The organism is Sinorhizobium sp. 7-81, from assembly GCF_030124405.1.
GTDB classification, from domain to species: domain Bacteria; phylum Pseudomonadota; class Alphaproteobacteria; order Rhizobiales; family Rhizobiaceae; genus Sinorhizobium; species Sinorhizobium psoraleae.
The window spans coordinates 1-19,102 of sequence record NZ_JASKLT010000033.1 but is presented as its reverse complement, the minus strand read 5'-3'; the positions used below and the strand labels follow the sequence as shown (position 1 = coordinate 19,102).

Annotated in this window: 14 protein-coding genes; 9 read left to right on the top strand and 5 right to left on the bottom strand. The window is 61.2% G+C overall.

Annotated elements, in window-relative coordinates; all coding sequences use genetic code 11:
• Positions 1-273: hypothetical protein (locus QN224_RS32615; RefSeq protein ID WP_283980044.1), on the top strand; the 273-nt coding region annotated here is incomplete at its 5' end.
• Here QN224_RS32615 and QN224_RS32610 read toward each other — a convergent pair.
• The gene (locus tag QN224_RS32610; RefSeq protein ID WP_173508900.1) at positions 246-1,193 is read right to left on the bottom strand and encodes a LysR family transcriptional regulator; all 948 of its coding nucleotides are present in this window, start codon (positions 1,191-1,193) and stop codon (positions 246-248) included. The genes QN224_RS32615 and QN224_RS32610 overlap by 28 nt on opposite strands.
• Positions 1,194-1,440: 247 nt before the next feature.
• On the opposite strand from QN224_RS32610, the gene QN224_RS32605 reads away from it, so the two are divergent.
• The 7 genes from QN224_RS32605 to QN224_RS32575 all read left to right on the top strand — a co-directional run bounded on the left by QN224_RS32605 (position 1,441) and on the right by QN224_RS32575 (position 9,295).
• The gene (locus tag QN224_RS32605) at positions 1,441-2,646 is read left to right on the top strand and encodes an ABC transporter substrate-binding protein (RefSeq protein WP_283980043.1); all 1,206 of its coding nucleotides are present in this window, start codon (positions 1,441-1,443) and stop codon (positions 2,644-2,646) included.
• A gap of 14 nt (positions 2,647-2,660) precedes the next feature.
• On the top strand, positions 2,661-3,443 hold the full coding sequence (locus QN224_RS32600; protein ID WP_283980042.1) for an ABC transporter ATP-binding protein: 783 nt from the start codon (positions 2,661-2,663) through the stop codon (positions 3,441-3,443).
• 1 nt (position 3,444) lies between these two features.
• Positions 3,445-4,146 carry an ABC transporter ATP-binding protein gene (locus QN224_RS32595; RefSeq protein ID WP_283980041.1) on the top strand — a complete coding sequence of 234 codons (702 nt, stop codon included), beginning with the start codon at positions 3,445-3,447 and terminating at the stop codon, positions 4,144-4,146.
• 3 nt (positions 4,147-4,149) lie between these two features.
• A complete protein-coding gene (locus QN224_RS32590; protein ID WP_283980040.1) occupies positions 4,150-5,037 on the top strand; it encodes a branched-chain amino acid ABC transporter permease in 888 nt (295 codons plus the stop codon).
• The gene (locus QN224_RS32585) at positions 5,030-6,031 is read left to right on the top strand and encodes a branched-chain amino acid ABC transporter permease (RefSeq protein ID WP_269280900.1); all 1,002 of its coding nucleotides are present in this window, start codon (positions 5,030-5,032) and stop codon (positions 6,029-6,031) included. Before QN224_RS32590 ends, QN224_RS32585 begins: the two co-directional genes overlap by 8 nt.
• 51 nt (positions 6,032-6,082) lie before the next feature.
• The gene (locus QN224_RS32580; protein ID WP_283980039.1) at positions 6,083-7,678 is read left to right on the top strand and encodes a GMC family oxidoreductase; all 1,596 of its coding nucleotides are present in this window, start codon (positions 6,083-6,085) and stop codon (positions 7,676-7,678) included.
• Between the two features lie 138 nt (positions 7,679-7,816).
• The gene (locus QN224_RS32575; protein ID WP_283980038.1) at positions 7,817-9,295 is read left to right on the top strand and encodes an aldehyde dehydrogenase family protein; all 1,479 of its coding nucleotides are present in this window, start codon (positions 7,817-7,819) and stop codon (positions 9,293-9,295) included.
• Positions 9,296-9,580: 285 nt separating this feature from the next.
• Here the strand turns inward: QN224_RS32575 and metH are convergent, their stop codons facing one another.
• The 4 genes from metH to QN224_RS32555 all read right to left on the bottom strand — a co-directional run bounded on the left by metH (position 9,581) and on the right by QN224_RS32555 (position 16,267).
• The gene (metH, locus tag QN224_RS32570; RefSeq protein WP_283980037.1) at positions 9,581-13,354 is read right to left on the bottom strand and encodes a methionine synthase; all 3,774 of its coding nucleotides are present in this window, start codon (positions 13,352-13,354) and stop codon (positions 9,581-9,583) included.
• A 320-nt stretch (positions 13,355-13,674) separates the two neighbouring features.
• A complete protein-coding gene (pmi, locus tag QN224_RS32565; RefSeq protein WP_283980036.1) occupies positions 13,675-14,832 on the bottom strand; it encodes a mannose-6-phosphate isomerase Pmi in 1,158 nt (385 codons plus the stop codon).
• 16 nt (positions 14,833-14,848) lie between these two features.
• Positions 14,849-15,343, bottom strand: a complete 495-nt coding sequence (locus tag QN224_RS32560) for a heme-degrading domain-containing protein (RefSeq protein WP_173508890.1) — start codon at positions 15,341-15,343, stop codon at positions 14,849-14,851.
• A gap of 27 nt (positions 15,344-15,370) precedes the next feature.
• Complete coding sequence (locus QN224_RS32555) at positions 15,371-16,267, bottom strand: ROK family protein (protein WP_283980035.1); 897 nt, start codon at positions 16,265-16,267, stop codon at positions 15,371-15,373.
• 718 nt (positions 16,268-16,985) lie between these two features.
• Between QN224_RS32555 and QN224_RS32550 the strand changes: the two genes are divergently transcribed.
• On the top strand, positions 16,986-18,023 hold the full coding sequence (locus QN224_RS32550) for a hypothetical protein (protein ID WP_283980034.1): 1,038 nt from the start codon (positions 16,986-16,988) through the stop codon (positions 18,021-18,023).
• The last annotated feature ends 1,079 nt before the right edge of the window (positions 18,024-19,102 follow it).

Sequence of the window (19,102 nt, the reverse complement as noted above, 5' to 3'; positions counted from 1 at the left end):
AGAGCGAAGGTCATCGTCGCCAGCAGCGCCGCCGCCCTCGTCAGTGATCGGGCTTATAGACCCGCACCCTTTCCCCAGTCAACAGCCATTTTCAAAAAATCGTCAAAAAAACACAACCGACTGAAATCAAAGGGGAATTTCAAGAAGACCAGGAAAGGGAGAAAACTGAACTCCGGAAATCCCGCGTTTCGTGTCTCGACGGTGAAAACACTGCCGCTGATCGCCTCCCTAATATGGTTAACGCATTATTGCGCTTCAAGAGCGCGCCGATAGTTGTTTCCCGGCACCGATCTTTCGCGCAGAAAACACGACCGGTTCTCGCTGACCGCCTCAACGAGAAAGTCGCGCACGGCGCGAACCCGCGGCACCGCAATCAGGTCACGATGGCAGATCAGCCAGTAGGTGCGCTTGAGCTCGATTTCCTCCGGCAAGACGATCTCGAGATTGGGCTCGTCGCGCGCCATGAAATGCGGCAATACGCAGAGACCCAGCCCCTGTCGGGCGGCCTTCAGCTGCGTCAGGATGCTCGAACTCTGGAAATGGGCGCGAAGGCCCGGCTGGACTTCGCCGAGATAATCGAGCCCTGGCGTGAAGATCATGTCCTCGATATAGCCGACGAAACGGTGGGAGCCGAGATCGTTGCGGCTGCGGATCAGGGGATGGGTGGCGAGATAGCTGCGCGCGCCATAGACGTGCAGCGTGTAGGGCGTCAGCACCTCGGAATGGTATGGGCCGGCCTTGGGCGCCGCAAGCGCCACGGCGATATCCGCCTCCTTGCGCGACAGCGACATGATCTGCTGGATCGCCACCAGTTCGAGCGAGATATTCGGATAGCTGTCGGCAAAGGCTGCGAGCCGGTCCGACAGAAAGAAGTTTCCGAAGCCCTCAAGCGTGGAAAGCCGGACGACGCCACGTTGTGCGGTCATGCCGTCGCTGATGTCGAGCTGAAGTTGCTCCGTCTCCCGCTCAATGCGCTCGGCCGTCTCGACGAAGCGTTGCCCCATGGTCGTCAGTACGTAACCGCGTGGATTGCGTTCGAAGAGCTTGACCTTGAGTGCGAATTCCAGCCGGTCGATGCGGCGCGACACGGTCGCGTGGCTGGTTCTGAGCCGCCGCGCGGCGGTCGACAGTTGTCCCGTTCTCGCGACCGCCAGGAAGAATTGCAGGTCGTCCCAGGTGAAATTCGGATTCATGCCCGCCCCCTCTGTTCGAAAATGAACAGACCCTGTTTGTAATTTACGGTTCGGCCCGCTTGCATCCAAGCAAAATTTTCGGGATTGTAAGCATCGAGCCGACATCTGAGGAGCATGTCTGGCCAATTTTGAACAGAGCCGAGCGGATCGAATCCAACACCGATGTGCCGAAAGACGTATCGGAGCCGTCGCGCGTTTTTCGCGATGATTCGCCCGCCCAGTTCTGACAGTCCTGGGAGGAGACATGATGCACAAGAAACTCATCGCCACGCTTGCAATGGTGCTCGCGAGCAGCACGGCGGCACTTGCCGACGCGTCGGACGGCAAGGTCAAGATCGGCATTCTCAACGACCAGTCCGGCGTCTACGCCGATTTCGGCGGCAAGTCCTCCTATGAGGCGGCGCTCATGGCCGTCGAGGATTTTGGCGGCAAGGTGCTCGGCGTGCCGGTCGAGGTGGTCACAGCCGACCACCAGAACAAGCCCGACATCGCCTCCAACATCGCTCGGCAATGGTACGACACCGAGCAGGTGGACAGCATCATGGAATTGACCACTTCGTCGGTGGCGCTCGCGGTTCAGGCGATCTCCAAGGAGAAGAAGAAGATCGACATCGTCACTGGAGCGGCAACGACGGAGCTCACCGGCAAGCAATGCAGCCCCTATGGCTTCCATTGGGCCTATGACACCCACTCGCTTGCCGTTGGCACGGGCGGTGCGCTTGTGAAACAGGGCGGTGACAGCTGGTTCTTCCTGACGGCCGACTACGCCTTCGGTTATTCGCTCGAGGAAAACACCGCCAACTATGTCAAGGAAAACGGCGGCTCGGTCGTCGGCGCCGTCCGCCATCCGCTGGCAACCACCGATTTCTCCTCCTTCCTGCTGCAGGCGCAGTCCTCCGGCGCCAAGGTGATCGGCCTTGCCAATGCCGGCCTCGACACCTCGAACGCCATCAAGCAGGCCGCCGAGTTCGGCATTGTCCAGGGCGGCCAGCGCTTGGCGGCGCTGCTGTTCACGCTCGCCGAGGTTCACGGCCTCGGGCTCGAAGCCGCTCAAGGGTTGACGCTGACTGAAGGCTTTTACTGGAACCGCGACGAGGAAAGCGCGAAGTTCGGCAAACGCTTCATGGAGCGCACCGGCAAGATGCCGAACATGGTCCACGCCGGCACCTATTCGGCTGTGCTGCAATATCTGAAGGCGATCGAAAAAGCCGGCAGCGACGACGCCGATGCGGTCGCCAAGGAACTGCATGCGCTCCCCGTCAACGACGTCTTCGCCAAAAACGGCACCGTCGCGCCGAACGGCCGGATGATCCACGACATGTATCTTCTCGAGGTCAAGAAGCCCGACGAGAGCAAGGAACCCTGGGACTATTTCAAGATTCTCGCGACCATTCCCGGGAAAGACGCTTTCATCGATCCGGCCCAGAGCGGCTGCGATCTCGTGAAGTCCTGATCGGCCGGATCGCGATGACCGAGGCCATGTCTTCGCAGAATGGAGCGCCGCGGGTGGTATTGTCCGCCCGCGGTCTCCGCCGTGACTTCGGCGGCTTCACCGCCGTCAAGGATGTCGATCTCGACGTCCATCATGCCCGCGTGCATGCGCTGATCGGCCCGAACGGGGCCGGCAAGACCACCGTGTTCAACCTGCTGACCAAGTTCCTGCAGCCGACGCATGGAACGATCACGCTGCTCGGGGAAGACATCACCAAAACCGCCCCGGACAAGGTTGCGCGCATGGGTCTCGTCCGCTCGTTCCAGATCTCGGCGGTGTTCCCGCACCTGTCGGTGCTCGACAATGTGCGTGTGGCCCTGCAGCGGCCAAACAACCTTGCAACGCAGTTCTGGAAGCCGCTTTCCGCACTCGAGGCCTTGAACGCCAAGGCCGATCAGTTGATCCGCTCCGTCGGCCTCGAAAATGAGCGCAACGCGATCGCCGCCGATCTTTCCTATGGCCGCAAACGCGTGCTCGAGATCGCGACGACGTTGGCGCTCGATCCGAAGGTGCTCTTGCTGGACGAGCCGATGGCCGGCATGGGCCACGAGGACGTCGGCATGGTCGCCGAGATCATCCGCGAAGTGGCCCGCGAGCGGGCCGTCCTGATGGTCGAGCACAATCTCTCGGTCGTCGAGACGCTCTGCCACCATGTCACCGTGCTGCAGCGGGGCGAAATTCTCGCCGAGGGCGATTATGCCGCCGTGTCGGAGGATCCGCGCGTGCGCACCGCCTATATGGGCACGGAGGATGCCTGACATGAAACCTCTGCTCAAAGTCTCGGGCCTCAATGCCTGGTACGGCGAAAGCCATATTCTGCACGGTGTCGACATGACTGTCGGCGAGGGCGAGATGGTCACGCTGCTCGGCCGCAACGGCGTCGGCAAGACGACGACACTGCGTGCCATCATGGGGATCGTGCGCGAACGAAAGGGCGAGATCAGTTTCGCCGGCGAAGATCTGCTGCGCGTGCCCCTCCACCGCGTCGCTCATCGCGGTCTCGGTTTCATTCCCGAAGAGCGCGGCATTTTCTCGACCCTGTCCGTCTACGAAAACCTGCTTCTGCCGCCGGCGGTTGCCAATGGTGGCATGACCATCGACGAGATTTTCGAACTTTTCCCGAACCTGCACGAGCGCCGTAACAGCCAGGGAACCAAGCTTTCCGGCGGCGAACAGCAGATGCTGGCGATTGCGCGTATCCTTAGAACCGGAGTCCGGATGATGCTGCTCGACGAGCCGACCGAAGGGCTTGCCCCGGTGATCGTCCAGCGGATCGGCGACGTCTTGAAGAAACTGAAGGAGCGCGGCATGACCGTGCTGCTCGTCGAGCAGAATTTCCGCTTCGCCAGCAAGGTCGCCGACCGCTTCTATCTGATGGACCATGGCCGTGTCGCCGGCGAGTTTCCGGTTTCGGAACTTTCCGAACGCATGGACATGCTGCATGATGTGCTCGGAGTGTAGGCCATGACCACGATTTTCGGAATTCCGCTCCAGGCCTTTCTCGGGCAGCTTCTGATCGGGCTTATCAACGGCTCCTTCTATGCACTGTTGAGCCTCGGCCTTGCGATCATCTTCGGCTTGCTGCGCGTCATCAACTTCGCCCATGGCGCGCAATATATGCTGGGCGCCTTTGCCGCCTGGTTGCTCTTGTCTTATTTCGGCATTGGCTATTGGCCGGCGCTTATCCTCGCGCCGCTCCTCGTCGGCCTGCTCGGCGCGGTCATCGAGCGCACCATGTTGAGGCGCCTTTATTCGCTCGACCCGCTCTACGGCCTGCTGTTTACATTCGGCCTGGCTTTGACCGTCGAGGGAACCTTCCGCTATCTTTACGGCGCCTCCGGCCAGCCCTATGCGACGCCGGCGCTGCTTGCGGGCGGCACCAATCTCGGCTTCATGTTCCTGCCCATCTATCGGGGCTGGGTCATCGCCTTCTCACTCGCCGTGTGCCTCGGCACTTGGCTCGTGATCGAGAAGACCAAACTCGGGTCGTATCTCAGGGCGGCAACAGAAAACCCTGTGCTCGTACAGTCCTTCGGCATCAACGTGCCGTTCCTGCTGACGCTGACCTACGGTCTCGGCGCGGCGCTGGCGGCGCTTGCCGGCGTGCTGGCCGCGCCGATCTATCAGGTCTCGCCGCTGATGGGTTCGAACATCATCATCATCGTCTTTGCCGTCGTCGTCGTTGGCGGCATGGGCTCGATCATGGGGGCGATCATCACCGGCTACATGCTCGGTGTCGCCGAGGGGCTGACCAAGGTCTTCTATCCGGAGGCCTCCAATATCGTGATCTTCGTGATCATGGCCATTGTTCTCCTGCTGAGACCCGCAGGCCTCTTCGGCCGGGATGCTTGATATGACGCTGACACTCGAACTTGAGAAGCAGAAGGAACGCTCGCCGGTTGTCGCCCAGACGATCTTTCTCGGCGTAGGCCTTGCCTTATTGCTGCTTGCCCCCCTGTTCTTCTACCCGGTCTTCCTGATGAAGATCCTGTGCTTCGCGCTCTTCGCCTGCGCGTTCAATCTGCTGCTCGGCTACACGGGACTGCTCTCCTTCGGGCATGCCGCCTTCTTCGGCGGCGCGGCGTATTTCACCGCGCACGCCATCAAGGAATGGGGCGTACCGCCCGAACTCGGTATCCTTGTCGGCGTCGTCGGTGCAGCGCTCCTCGGAGCAGTCATCGGCTTCTTCGCCATTCGCCGTCAGGGCATCTATTTCGCGATGATTACGCTGGCGCTGGCGCAGATGTTCTATTTCTTCTGCCTGCAGGCCGAGTTCACCCACGGCGAGGATGGCATCCAGTCGGTCCCGCGCGGCCATCTTTTCGGCTTCATCGATCTCTCGCAGTCGACGAACATGTATTACTTCGTACTCGCGGTCTTCGTCATCGGCATCGCCATCATCTGGCGGATCATCAACTCGCCCTTCGGCATGATCCTGAAGTCGATCCGCGAGAACGAGACGCGTGCCATCTCGCTCGGCTATTCGGTCAGGAACTACAAGCTCGCGGCGTTCGTCATGTCGGCGGCGCTGACCGGATTGGCCGGCGGCGTGAAGGCGCTGGTCTTCCAGTTCGCCACGTTGACCGATGTCGGCTGGCAGATGTCGGGCGAGGTCATCCTGATGACCCTGCTCGGCGGCATCGGCACGCTGATCGGGCCGCTCTTCGGCGCGGGCCTCGTCGTCACGCTTCAGAACTATCTGGCAACGTCCGAATTCCCGGTCACGATCATCACCGGCCTTGTCTTCATGGCCTGCGTGCTGCTCTTCCGCCGCGGCATTGTCGGAGAGTTCTACAACTCGCGCCTCGGCCGCAAACTCGGCTTCGAGCATCGCCACAAGCACTGACGCCTATAGCCCGGCGCCGAGAGCGCTGGGCCGCGAAATTAGAGAAAGCCCATGGACACGTTCGACTACATCGTCGTCGGAGCGGGTAGCGCCGGCTGCGTTCTTGCAAACCGTCTCTCGGAGAATCCGGATCGCCGCGTTCTGCTGCTCGAAGCCGGCGGCAGCGACAACTATCACTGGATTCACATTCCGGTCGGCTATCTCTACTGCATCAACAATCCCCGCACGGACTGGTGCTTCACGACCGCGGCGGAGGAGGGCCTCAACGGCCGTTCGCTCGGCTACCCACGCGGCAAGGTGCTCGGCGGCTGCTCCTCGATCAACGGCATGATCTACATGCGCGGCCAGGCGCGCGACTACGATCTTTGGCGCCAGCTCGGCTGTGCCGGCTGGAGTTGGGAGGACGTGCTGCCGCTCTTCAGGAAGTCCGAAGACCATTATCGCGGCGCCGACGACATGCACGGCGCGGGCGGTGAATGGCGCGTCGAGAAGGCCCGCGTCCGTTGGGCAGTGCTCGACGCCTTCCAAAAGGCGGCGAGTGAGGCGGGCATTCCCGAAACGGACGATTTCAACCGCGGTAGCAATGAAGGCTCCGGTTATTTCGACGTAAACCAGCGTTCCGGTATACGGTGGAACACGGCCAAGGCCTTCCTGAGGCCTGCCAGGCACAGGCGCAACCTCGTCGTCCTGACGAAGGCGCATGTCCAGAAGCTGGTCATCGAAGACGGACGCGTTGCCGGCGTCGAGTTCCAGCACGACGGCGTCACCAAGCGCGCAGATGCCCGGCGCGAAACCGTGCTTTCGGCCGGCGCGATCGGCTCGCCGCATGTTCTCGAGCTCTCGGGCATTGGCCAACCCGATGTCCTGCGTCGAAACGGCATCGAAGTGCGCCACGAGCTGACCGGCGTCGGCGAGAACCTGCAGGACCACCTGCAACTGCGGCTCGCCTACAAGGTCACCGGCGTTCCGACGCTAAACGAGAAGGCCAGTTCGCTATTCGGCAAGGCGGCGATCGGCTTCGAATATCTCGCCCGCCGCTCCGGCCCGATGGCGATGGCACCGAGTCAGCTCGGCATCTTCACCCGGTCCGGCCCGGAAAAGGAAACGCCGGACCTGCAGTATCACGTTCAGCCGGTAACGCTCGAAAAATTCGGTGAACCGGTTCACCCGTTCCCGGCAATCACCGCCAGCGTCTGCAACTTGAGGCCGGAAAGCCGCGGCTCGGTGCATCTGAAGGGACCCGACTTCGCTGCCGCACCCGACATCCGCCCGCGCTATCTGACTGCCGAAGCCGATCGTGATGTTGCCGTCAAGGCGATCCGCCTCACCCGCCACATCGTCTCGCAACCGTCCTTTGCCTGCTTCAATCCGATCGAGTTCAAGCCAGGTCCGGCTTACGAAACCGACGAGGATCTGACGCGCGCTGCCGGCGATATCGGCACCACAATCTTCCACCCGGTCGGCACCTGCCGCATGGGCGCCGACCAAGACAGCGTCGTCGATCCTGAACTGCGCCTGCGCGGGATCAGGGGATTGCGCATCGCCGACGCCTCGATCATGCCGACGATCACCTCCGGCAACACCAATTCGCCGACGATCATGATCGCGGAAAAGGCGGCGGAAATGATAGTCGCGGCGAACCGATAGAGGCGTGACGGGCCAGCGCGGCCATCGGGCACCTCCCGGTCCCGTGTCTATGAAGCGAGGGCTGCACGAAAACGCGTGAGGGACTGGCGCGATGGCGGCCACACGAGCAATACTCGGCCTGCTGTAAAGGGGAAGGGTATGCTGGATAAGCTTTTCATTGACGGAAAATGGCAGAAGCCGCGCAAGGGCGGGTCGTTCGACGTCGTCAATCCGGCGACGGAAGAGGTGATCTGCAAGGCGCCGGCGGGTACCTCAGACGATGTCGATCGCGCCGTGAAGGCGGCCCGCATCGCGTTCGACAGCGGTCCCTGGCCGAAACTGACCGGCGCAGAGCGAGCCCGGTATCTTCGGGCAATCGCTGGAAAAATCGATGAGCGACGCAACGCGCTTGCAAGACTAGAAGTCATGGACAACGGCAAGCCGCTGCCGGAGGCGCTCTGGGATATCGACGACGCTGTCGGCTGCTTCAACTATTACGCGGGTCTTGCCGAAGAACTCGACACCAATGCCGAGGAGCCGATCGCGGTCGCAGACACCCGCTTCACATCGAAAGCCGTTCGCGAGCCGCTCGGCGTCGTCGGCGCGATTACGCCCTGGAACTATCCTCTGCTGATGGTCGCCTGGAAGGTCGCGCCGGCGCTCGCCGCCGGCTGCACCATAGTCCTGAAGCCCTCCGAACTCACGCCGCTGACGGCGCTCGAGCTCGGCCTGATCGCCGAAGAAATCGACCTGCCGCCCGGGGTTCTCAACATCGTCACCGGCACCGGCGTGGACGCGGGCCAGCCGCTGACAGAACATCCACTGGTCGACAAGCTTGCCTTCACCGGCTCCGTGCCGACCGGCCGCAAGGTCATGATGGCCGCCGCCCAGGACATCAAGAACATCAGCCTCGAACTCGGCGGCAAGTCGCCCTTCGTGGTCTTCGCCGATAGCGATATCGAGAAGGCGGTCGAATGGATCATGTTCGGCATCTTCTGGAACCAGGGGCAAGTCTGCTCCGCGACCTCGCGCGTGCTGGTCGAAGAGCCTATCTACAACACCGTATTGACGCGGCTGACCGAGGAGGCGGCCAAGATCAAGATCGGCAACGGCCTCGATGAGGGCACGCTGCTCGGGCCGATCGTCTCCAAAGGGCAATACAGCAAGATTCTCGCCGCGATCGAACATGCACGGCAGGACGGCGTCACGGTGGCAGCTGGCGGCGGTCGTCCGGCCGGCTTCAACAGCGGCTACTTCATCGAGCCAACGGTGCTGACGGACATGTCAGAGGATAGCTTCGTCTGGCGGGAGGAAATCTTCGGCCCCGTCGTCTGCGTCATGCCGTTCAGCGACGAAGAGGAGGCGATCCGGCTTGCCAATGACAGCCGCTTCGGCCTTGCCGCGGCGGTCATGTCCAAGGACAGGGCGCGCTGCGAACGCGTCGCCCGCGCGTTGCGCGCCGGCATCGTCTGGGTCAACTGCTCGCAGCCGACATTCGTCGAAGCACCGTGGGGTGGCTACAAGCAATCCGGCATCGGCCGCGAACTCGGCCACTGGGGGCTCGCCAACTATCTGGAGGTGAAGCAGATCACCAGCTTCGATGCCGACGAACCCTGGGGCTGGTACATCAAAGGGTGAGCGTGGCACGGTGCTATTTGCGGCGACAGCGGGTATCGCGCGGAGTAGAATCTGCGAGCTGCTGAAGCGACACCCCCCTCTGCCCTGCCGGGCATCTCCCCCACAAGCGGGGAGATTGGCCGGGAGCTGAGCCCTGCCTGAACGGGGACTCGCAAATGCGGAAGTCGCCAACAAAACGCGCGGTAGGGTTGGGCACGACATCGCCGCTTGCCGATCTCCCCTCGTGGGGGAGATGCCCGGCAGGGCAGAGGGGTATCCGCACCCGTATATGGTCGGTTCGGATCCCTACTCCGCCGCTTCCGTCTCCGGTATCGGCGTGTAATTGAGGATCGGCGAGAGCCAGCGCTCGACCTCGCGAACGCCCATCGCCTTGCGCTCCGCATAGTCCTCGACCTGGTCGCGCTCGATCTTGGCGACGCCGAAATAATAGGCGTCCGGATGGCCGATATAGAGGCCGGAAACCGACGAGCCCGGCCACATCGCATAGTTCTCCGTGAGCTCGACCCCGATTGCCGCCTCGGCGTCGAGGAGGCGGAAAAGCGTTTCCTTTTCCGTGTGATCCGGTTGCGCCGGATAGCCGGGCGCCGGGCGGATGCCGGCATAAGGTTCGCCGATCAGATCCTGCGGCGTGAAGGCTTCATCGGGAGCATAGCCCCAGAGCTCCATGCGCACATATTCGTGCATGCGCTCGGCAAAGGCCTCGGCGAAACGGTCGGCAAGCGCCTTGACCATGATCGAGGAATAGTCGTCGTTGGCGCGCTCGAAACGCTCGGCGATCGCCACCTCCTCGATGCCCGCGGTCACCACGAAGCCGCCGAGATAGTCTCTCGAGCCGCTGTCGACCGGCGCCACGAAGTCGGCAAGCGCAACATTCGGCCGCCCGTCACGCTTCACCAATTGCTGTCGCAGGGTGAAGAAGGTCGCAAGTTCCGCGTCGCGCGCCTCATCGGTGAACAGGCGGATATCGTCACCGACCGTGCCGGCGGGCCAGAACCCGACCACGGCCTTCGGCGCGAACCACTTTTCGGCGACGATCTTCTGAAGCATAGCCTGGGCGTCGTCGAAGAGCTGGCGCGCGGCCGGGCCCTGGTTATCGTCGTCGAGGATCCTTGGGTAGACGCCCTTCAGTTCCCAGGTCTGGAAGAACGGCGTCCAGTCGATGTAGTGGGCAAGCTCCGCCAGGTCCCAGTCTTCGAAAACGCGGGTTCCGAGGAAGGAGGGCGCCTTCGGTCGATAGGTGCTCCAATCGAGCTTCTGGGCGTTGGCGCGTGCCTGCGACAGCGGCAGGCGTCGCTTCTCCGCCTCGTTGCGCGCGTGCGCGTCGGCGACCTTGTGGTATTCGGCGCGGATCGTCTCCATGTAGCCCTTGCGCACGTCCGGCGAGAGCAGGCTGGACACGACCCCGACCGCGCGGCTGGCGTCGTTGACATGGACCGTCTGCCCCAGGCTGTAGCGCGGATTGATCTTCACGGCCGTGTGGACGCGGCTCGTCGTGGCGCCGCCGATCAGCAGCGGGATATTGAGGCCTTCGCGCTCGAGTTCCGAGGCGACATGGACCATTTCATCAAGCGAAGGCGTGATGAGGCCGGAGAGCCCGATGATGTCGACCTTCCGCTCCTTCGCCACTTCGAGGATCCTTGCCGAAGGCACCATGACGCCGAGATCGATGATCTCGTAATTGTTGCAGGCAAGCACGACGCCGACGATGTTCTTGCCGATGTCATGCACGTCGCCCTTGACCGTCGCCATCAGGATCTTGCCGGCGCTCTCGCGCGTTCCGTCACCGCCATTGGCGCGCTTCTCCGCTTCCATGTACGGCAGCAGCACAGCGACTGCCTGCTTCATCACCCGCGCCGACTTCACCACCTGCGGCAGGAACATCTTGCCCGAGCCGAAGAGATCGCCGACGACGTTCATACCCGCCATCAGCGGACCCTCGATGACATGCAGCGGACGAGAGGCCGCGAGCCGTGCCTCTTCCGTGTCCACCTCGATGAATTCAGTGATGCCGTTGACGAGCGCATGTTCCAGCCGCTTTTCGACCGCCCATTCGCGCCAGGCGAGATCCTTCTCCCTCCCCTGCGCCCCGCCCTGCCCGCGATAACGCTCGGCAAGCTCCAGCATACGCTCGGTCGCGTCTGCCCGGCGGTTGAGCACGACATCCTCGCAGGCCTCGCGGAGTTCCGGATCGATCGTGTCGTAGACGGCCAGCTGGCCGGCATTGACGATGCCCATGTCCATGCCCGCCTGGATCGCGTGATAGAGGAACACGGCATGCATCGCCTCGCGCACCGGCTCGTTGCCGCGGAAGGAGAAGGAAAGGTTCGACACACCGCCGGAGACATGGACATGCGGCAGCGCAGCGACGATCTCACGCGTCGCCTCGATGAAATCGACGCCGTAATTGTTGTGCTCTTCGATGCCGGTCGCGACCGCGAAGATGTTCGGGTCGAAGATGATGTCCTCCGGCGGGAAGCCCACCTTTTCGGTGAGCAGCCGATAGGCCCGCTTGCAGATCTCTACCTTGCGGGTCCTGGTGTCGGCCTGACCGCTCTCGTCGAAGGCCATCACCACGACCGCCGCGCCATAGGCGCGCACCAGTCGCGCGTGATGCAGGAACGCCTCCTCGCCTTCCTTGAGCGAGATCGAGTTCACCAGCGCCTTTCCCTGCACGCATTTGAGGCCCGCCTCGATTACCTCCCATTTGGACGAATCGATCATCACCGGAACACGCGCGATATCGGGTTCGGATGCGACGAGGTTCAGGAACTCGACCATCGCGCGAGCCGAATCGATCAGGCCCTCGTCCATGTTGATGTCGATGATCTGGGCGCCGTTCGCGACCTGATCGCGCGCGACGTCGAGCGCCGCCGCATAGTCGCCGGCGGTGATGAGCTTACGGAACTTGGCGGATCCGGTGACGTTGGTGCGCTCGCCGACATTGACGAAGGGAATGTCCTTGGTAAGCGTGAACGGCTCCAGGCCGGAAAGCCGCATATGCCGTTCCACTTCCGGAATCTGCCGGGGCGGATACTTGGCGACGGCTTCGGCGATCGCGCGGATATGGGCGGGGGTCGATCCGCAGCAGCCGCCGACGATATTGACGAGCCCGTCACGGGCGAAACCCTCGATCTCAGCCGCCATCGCTTCGGGACTTTCGTCGTAGCGGCCGAATTCATTCGGTAGGCCGGCATTCGGATAGGCGCAGACGAGCGTGTCCGCGACCAGCGATAGCTCGTCGATATGGGCACGCATGGCGCTTGCGCCGAGCGCGCAATTGAGCCCGATCGTAAAGGGTGCGGCATGGCGCACCGAGTGCCAGAAGGCGGTCGGCGTCTGTCCGGAAAGCGTGCGGCCGGAAAGATCCGTGATCGTGCCGGAGATCATCACCGGAAGGCGAAGCCCTTTCTCGGTAAAGACTTGCTCAGTGGCGAAGATCGCCGCCTTGGCGTTCAGCGTGTCGAAGATCGTCTCGATCAGGATGATATCGGCGCCGCCGTCGATCAGGCCGCGAACCTGCTCGCCATAGGCAAGCCGCAGATCGTCGAAGGTGACCGCGCGATAGCCGGGATTGTTGACATCAGGGGAAATCGACGCGGTACGGTTGGTGGGTCCGAGCGCGCCAGCGACGAAACGCCGCCTGCCGTCTTCCGCCTCAGCGCGCCTTGCTGCGCGCCGCGCCAGCCGTGCTCCGTCGCGATTAAGCTCATAGACCATATCCTCCATGCCGTAGTCGGCCTGGGCGATGCGGGTCGATGAGAAGGTGTTGGTTTCGAGGATGTCGGCGCCCGCGATGGCGTAGCTGTAATGGATGTCCTCGATTGCCTTCGGCTGCGTCAGCGTCAGGAGGTCGTTGTTACCCTGCTGATGACAGGAGCAGCCGCCGAAGCGCTCGCCGCGGAAATGATCCTCGACGAAACCCAACTGCTGGATCTCGGTCCCCATCGCGCCGTCCATGATCAGGATGCGTTCGGCAGCCGCCTGACTGAGCGCGCGGAAGATTTCCGAACCATCAGGCCTGGGCGAAACATCGCCGAAAAGGGAGTTGATGGCGGGCATGGGAAATCCCCCGTTCTGAAAACGACAAATAATTAGTGATTTACTCACATAAACATATCTTTATGTCAACATACGCACCGATCACAATTTCGCCGTGGTGAAATAAAAATGGCCCGCCGCGGCTGCGGCAGGCCACCACTGATGGTCCGAAAATCTCGGAAGCGTCCGGGCACACCCCTCATCCGGCCTGCCGGCCACCTTCTCCCCGCCTGCGGGGCGAAGGAGACTCGCGGCAACTGCCCCAAGTCCCCTCTCCCCGCCTGCGGGGAGAGGGCTAGGGTGAGGGGCTGATACCTGAACGCCGCAGTAAAGTGCGCGCCCTATACCCGCTTCAGGCAATCCTCCAACTCATAGATCGCGCAGACAATGTGATAGAAGCTGCTCGCCGGCGCAGGCTCTTCGACGAACGCGCCATCCGCCTGCTGCTTGTCGCGCCAGAGACCGCGGATAGGTGTCTGAAGGAAGCGCTCGAGGGCTGCTGCCGCCCGAGTTGCCGAGGCGAGATAACGCTGGCGCTCCTCCCCCTCGGTCAAGGCGGCGAAACGGATTGCCGCCTTCAGCCATTCAGTCTGCGGCCAGAGCCGCGCCACCGGATCGGCGACCGAAAAGTCATCGAGGAGCGTCATGATCGCGACGTCGCGCTTCGGGCAGATGCCGTGTTCCTCACCGATCTCGAACAGTTGCCGCGCCTTGACTATGGCTTCGGCACTGCCGCGCCGCTCCGCCCAGCGAAGCAGGAGCCACGCCCATTCGAACTGGTGACCCGGCTCGACGACGCGACCCTTCTCGCCTGGAAAGGGCGCCCACTCGTGATCGAAGAACTCGCGCAAGCCACCGGTTTCGGTATCGATGAAATGATCCATCGCCAAGTGGGCGATCTCGTCGGCAAGATTGGCCCAGGCCACCTTGTCGAAGCCTTCCACCGTCTCGCTTGCCAGGCACGCCTCAAAAAGATGCATGTGCGGATTGGAACCGAGCGGCAGGCGTGGCGGGTTGTCCTCCTCGAAACCGGCGATCGGGTGCTTGCAATGGACCTCGAGCTTTCGCCTGAGATCATTGCTGCGGTCGGCCATCTCGCCTCTCCGCTCCGGGAAGACCTCCGCCAGATAGGCGAAGGCGAGCAGCGCGAAGGCTTGGTTGTAAAGATCGAAGGACGGGTCGATCACCTGGCCGTCGGCGTCGGCAAGCGCGGCGTAAAAGCCGCTTGGTCGCCGATAGACGCGATCGAAATAGGCAAGCCCTGCTTCGGCAACGGTGCGCCAGTCTCCCGGCCAGCCGCGCCGTCCGGCCTCCGCGAAGCAATAGACCTGTCGCGGCTGCACGCGCGAGCGACGATTGGCCCGCGTCGGCTCACCCTGCATGTCGATGGTCTCGACGAAACCGCCGCTGGCATCGTCAAAACCCTTTTGCCGCCAAAGCGGCAAAGCGGCATCGGCAAGCCAGCCGGCGAGTTCGCGCGCCTGCGAGTGAATATTCATGCGGTGTCCGTTCCTGTCAGTCCTCGAGCTTCAACGCGGTGTGGTCCGCCTTGAGTAATTCAACCATTGCTTCGATGACAAGATTATGGTCGTCGCGCTGCGGCAATCCCGAAACCGTGACGGCGCCGATGCAGCCCGTACCCTTGACGACGATCGGGAAGCTACCGCCGTGCGCGGCGTATTCGGCATCCGGCAGGCCGAGCTTCGCCTGCAGGTTCGTCTGCTGCTTCAACAGGCTGAGGCCGGTAGCATAGCTGCTCTTGAACAGCCGGAAGACCGTGTTGCGCTTGCGCCGAACCCAGCTGGGATTGTCCGGCGTCGCGCCTTCGAGCGCCGCGTAGAAGACCTGCATGGAAAAAAGCGTGATGTCGATGACCACGCCGAGCTTTCGCTCGGCCGCCATGCGCCGGAGGATCGAGCCGAGCTCCCAGGCCGTATCGAGATTGAAGCTTTCGAACTGCAGTTCCCGCTCCTGCAGCGCGATGCGGCGCAGATCGTTGTCGATGTTCATGATATCTCCTCGCTCTCAGGTCAGGACTCAGTTCTTCCAGAGCCAGGCGGCGCCGCGCACGCCGGAACTGTCGCCGTGCACCGCCTTGCGGATCGGCGTCTCGAAACTGTCTCCGAAGATGTATCTGGTGATCAGCGCCGGCAGTTCGCCGTAAATTTCATCGACATTGGACATGCCGCCGCCGAGCACGAAGACGTCCGGGTCGACCACATTGGTCAAAAGCGCCAGACTGCGGGCAAGACGATCGACGAAGCGCTCATAAACACCGATCGCCACCGGATCTCCCGCGCGCTTCGCCTCGATGATATCCCTGCCCCGGCGATCGACGCCGGTCGTCGTGCGATAATCGAGCTCCAGCCCCGTGCCGCAGGCATACATATCGAGACAGCCGAGCTTGCCGCACCAGCACTTGTGGCCGGGATATTCGTCCCGCGTCATCCAGGGCAGCGGATAGTGCCCGATTTCGGCGGCAACTCCCTGGTAGCCGGCATGAACCTTTTTTTCGATCGCGAGCCCGCCACCATGGCCAGTCCCGACGATCACGCCGAAAACGACGCGGGCATCCTTGCCGGCACCGTCCACCGCCTCCGAAACGGCAAGGCAGTTAGCGTCGTTGGCAAGCCGCACCTCGCGGCCGAGGGCGGCTTCGAGATCACGGCCGAGCGGCTTGCCATTGATGAGAACGGCATTGGAATTGCGGACGATACCGGTGCGCGGATTGGGGCTGCCGGGAATGCCGATGCCGATCGTTCCGCGGGCGCCCGCCGTCTGCTCAGCCGCGGCCACGAGGTCGATCACGGCGCGGATGCAGTCGTCGTAGCCGCTCGTCGGCGTGGCGACACGGTGCCGGGCGCGCGTTTCGCCATCGCCATCAAGCGCGATGACTTCCATTTTCGTGCCGCCCCAATCAATTCCGATGAACATGTGTGGATCAGATCTCAGGATGGATGTCGAGGAAACGGCAGGACGCTCCTCCGGCCGCCGCCGGCTTGCTTAGCATCCGCAGCGTCGCAGATGCTACTGCATAATTCCTTAAATCCTATTCGATTTAAGGACAAAATTATGCAGCGATTCAAATCCTGCAGTGACCGTTGCGCGTCTGATAAGACGTGCGGCGCTGTAAAGTGGGAAACGCAAAAGTGTAAAGCGGCACCCCGGGTGGTCCGCAAATCGGCGGGGCGCCGCGCAAAAACACTTGGCGAAGGAGCCTTGCTTTTGTATGGGTCTATTCCGAGTGGTCCCGTAGCTCAGCAGGATAGAGCGCCTTTAAGGGCAAAAACTTTACCGGTTTGCTGTCAACCGCTTGCTCCCAAACGTGTCTCTGGCTTGGTAAGGTTACCGATCGGAAGATCAAACTCATTTGCAGTCGAGATCGCGGTATCCGCAATGGCCCCCTGTTCAACTCTCCGAAAAGGAGTGCGACCTGGGAAACTGGAACGTTGATCTTTGACGCGCGCCTACTGCCCGGTCTCGCGAGACGGATGGCGGTTCCCGATTTACCCCAAACTGAAAAACAGCGACGTGGCAACTGACGGAGTTGCAAAATTTCTTGAGATCCCTGGCGCTAAGCGCTTCAGGTCTTCGTCATTGAGGGTTTATCCACTTTTGCGTGTTATCCGAGCGCCGCAGGCAGGGGCACCAAATGACTTCGCATATCGACACACCGATCAGCAGTCTGAACGCCATCGCATCGGGAACGGATCCGGAGATAACGACAATCCGGCGTTGGTGGGAGAATTTTAAGTCGTTCTGGCGGGAACTGTGCTGGCTGTTTAGCCGCTTGCCCAACGGCATAAAATTCGGAGGCATCCTCCTTACAAAATCCGTAGCTGTCTCATTCGTCATCGGGTTCTTGTCGATGCCCGCAACTGCTATCTACGCGGCGCGGTTTGGCCTCAGGGTCCCTATCGAGGGCACGCCGTATATCCAGTTCACACTCGGGCTTTGGTCTTTTATCGGCTTCGCGCTCTCGATTGCCATCGTAACAGTAGCAGCGTTAATATTATTGCAATTCAAAATAACCCTCAATAGATTCAATGATTACATCCACGTAATAAGGACGAACCTGGATGTCATTGGAATAGCAGGCTTTGCGATCGTAATATCCGACGAGGCAATAGGGTTTTTACTTAAATTATTCCATAACGTTATCAAGGCCACATTTTTGCCGCTGTCTATCATTGCGTTTGGTGCTGCACTGTTCGCATACTTGGCGGTCGCTACCGGGATCGGTTTTGGTTCCAGAGTGTATGCTCCAGACTTTTACGTCGCGATCCTGCTATTGGTTTCGACGTCGCTCTTCGCGTTTTCCACCTGGTACGCCGTAACTGAGCGCCCAATTTGGTTGCTTCAAGGCTACCTGACTTTGCCGTTACTCGTTGTCATGGCGGTCTCCCTATTCGCCTATGACACATATGGGTCTTTGCTCAGGATCATCCGCTTCGGCGGTGGTGTCGAGGTAAGGTTGAAACTTGATGGGATACAATACGACGGACAGAACGAGGTAGCTGGCAATCTCCTTTTGCGGTCGAGTTCATCGATTTTTCTGCTTTCGTCATCGAAGACGATCTTGGAGATCCCTGCAGAGAAGGTATCAGTAATTGCGTCGAGCTATGACGCGAACTGGCGCATGCCAGACTTTAGCCTTTGGCAGCAGCGTAAGTACATCAATGTGGAATAGCAGCGATGGCAACGACGGGCGTTCACCATCGCTGAACGTTTGTCTCCGCCTCAGCCAGGGCTGCTTGCAGAAATCTTACTTCCGCAACCAAGAATCCCGTTGATGCTGACCCGAACGGCTTTCCGGAGCCCCGCAGTTCGACAGTTCGAAACTTGCCGCGTTCTCTTGCAATTGTTTGAATTGCTAAGCAATCAAGCTGCGAGCGCGTAACGTTTTTCGGAGTGCTTTAGGCGGATGGGTCGGTTCTCGGTCCGCGCGCACGCTCAAATTCGAGCCATAGATTTCTGCAAAAGAGCAGTTGCTCGGCCTGCCTCGCTAGGCTATTGGAGGTGCTGTGTGTCCACGTAGCTCAGCAGGATAGAGCACAGGATTCCTGAACGAATTGGGGGTTGTAGCCGGAAACGCTGCAATCGATCTGCTCAAAGTCGGGGAACGCTTCGCTGGTCTTCCAGCATGCCAATCCCGAGCCAAGCCCCGGAGAAATCTGGGGAAGGTGTAGAGACTGGATGGGCAGCACCTAAGGGCTTCGGCCTATGGTGAAGGGACAGTCCAGACCACGAACGCCCTCCGGGTGGCGGCGAAAGTCGAAGTGGTATGAATCCTGGGGTCGGAGGTTCGAATCCTCTCGTGGACACCATTTGCCAACTTTTCATGAGACTTCACTATCCGAAGGCGCCTGTTCGTTCATAGGGCTGGATATGCATCCCATGAACGAACCCGGCTCAACCAAGCGAACTCACCCGCTCTGTCAGGATGTGGCTCTACAACAGCCGAGATCGTTAGGGTTTCCGCCGTGGTACTATTGAGTAGGTTTTGACAGGCCGCCAACGCGATCGACCGAGCGCCACGATTTGATCCGCCCGCCTTTGCTGACGAGCTCCTTGGAGCCACTCGTCTGTGGATACACCCCACCATCCGCCATATCCGACCCTTGCAAGCAACTTTAACGACTTCCCGTTATCGATGCCGAACTGGCGGAGTGTTGATTTGCACTGAGAAGTGACCCGGCATTTGCGCCGAGAATTGACCCGCCTTTTACGTATGTTTCGGGTCGGTGGTGGTGGTCAAGGTCCTGCTTT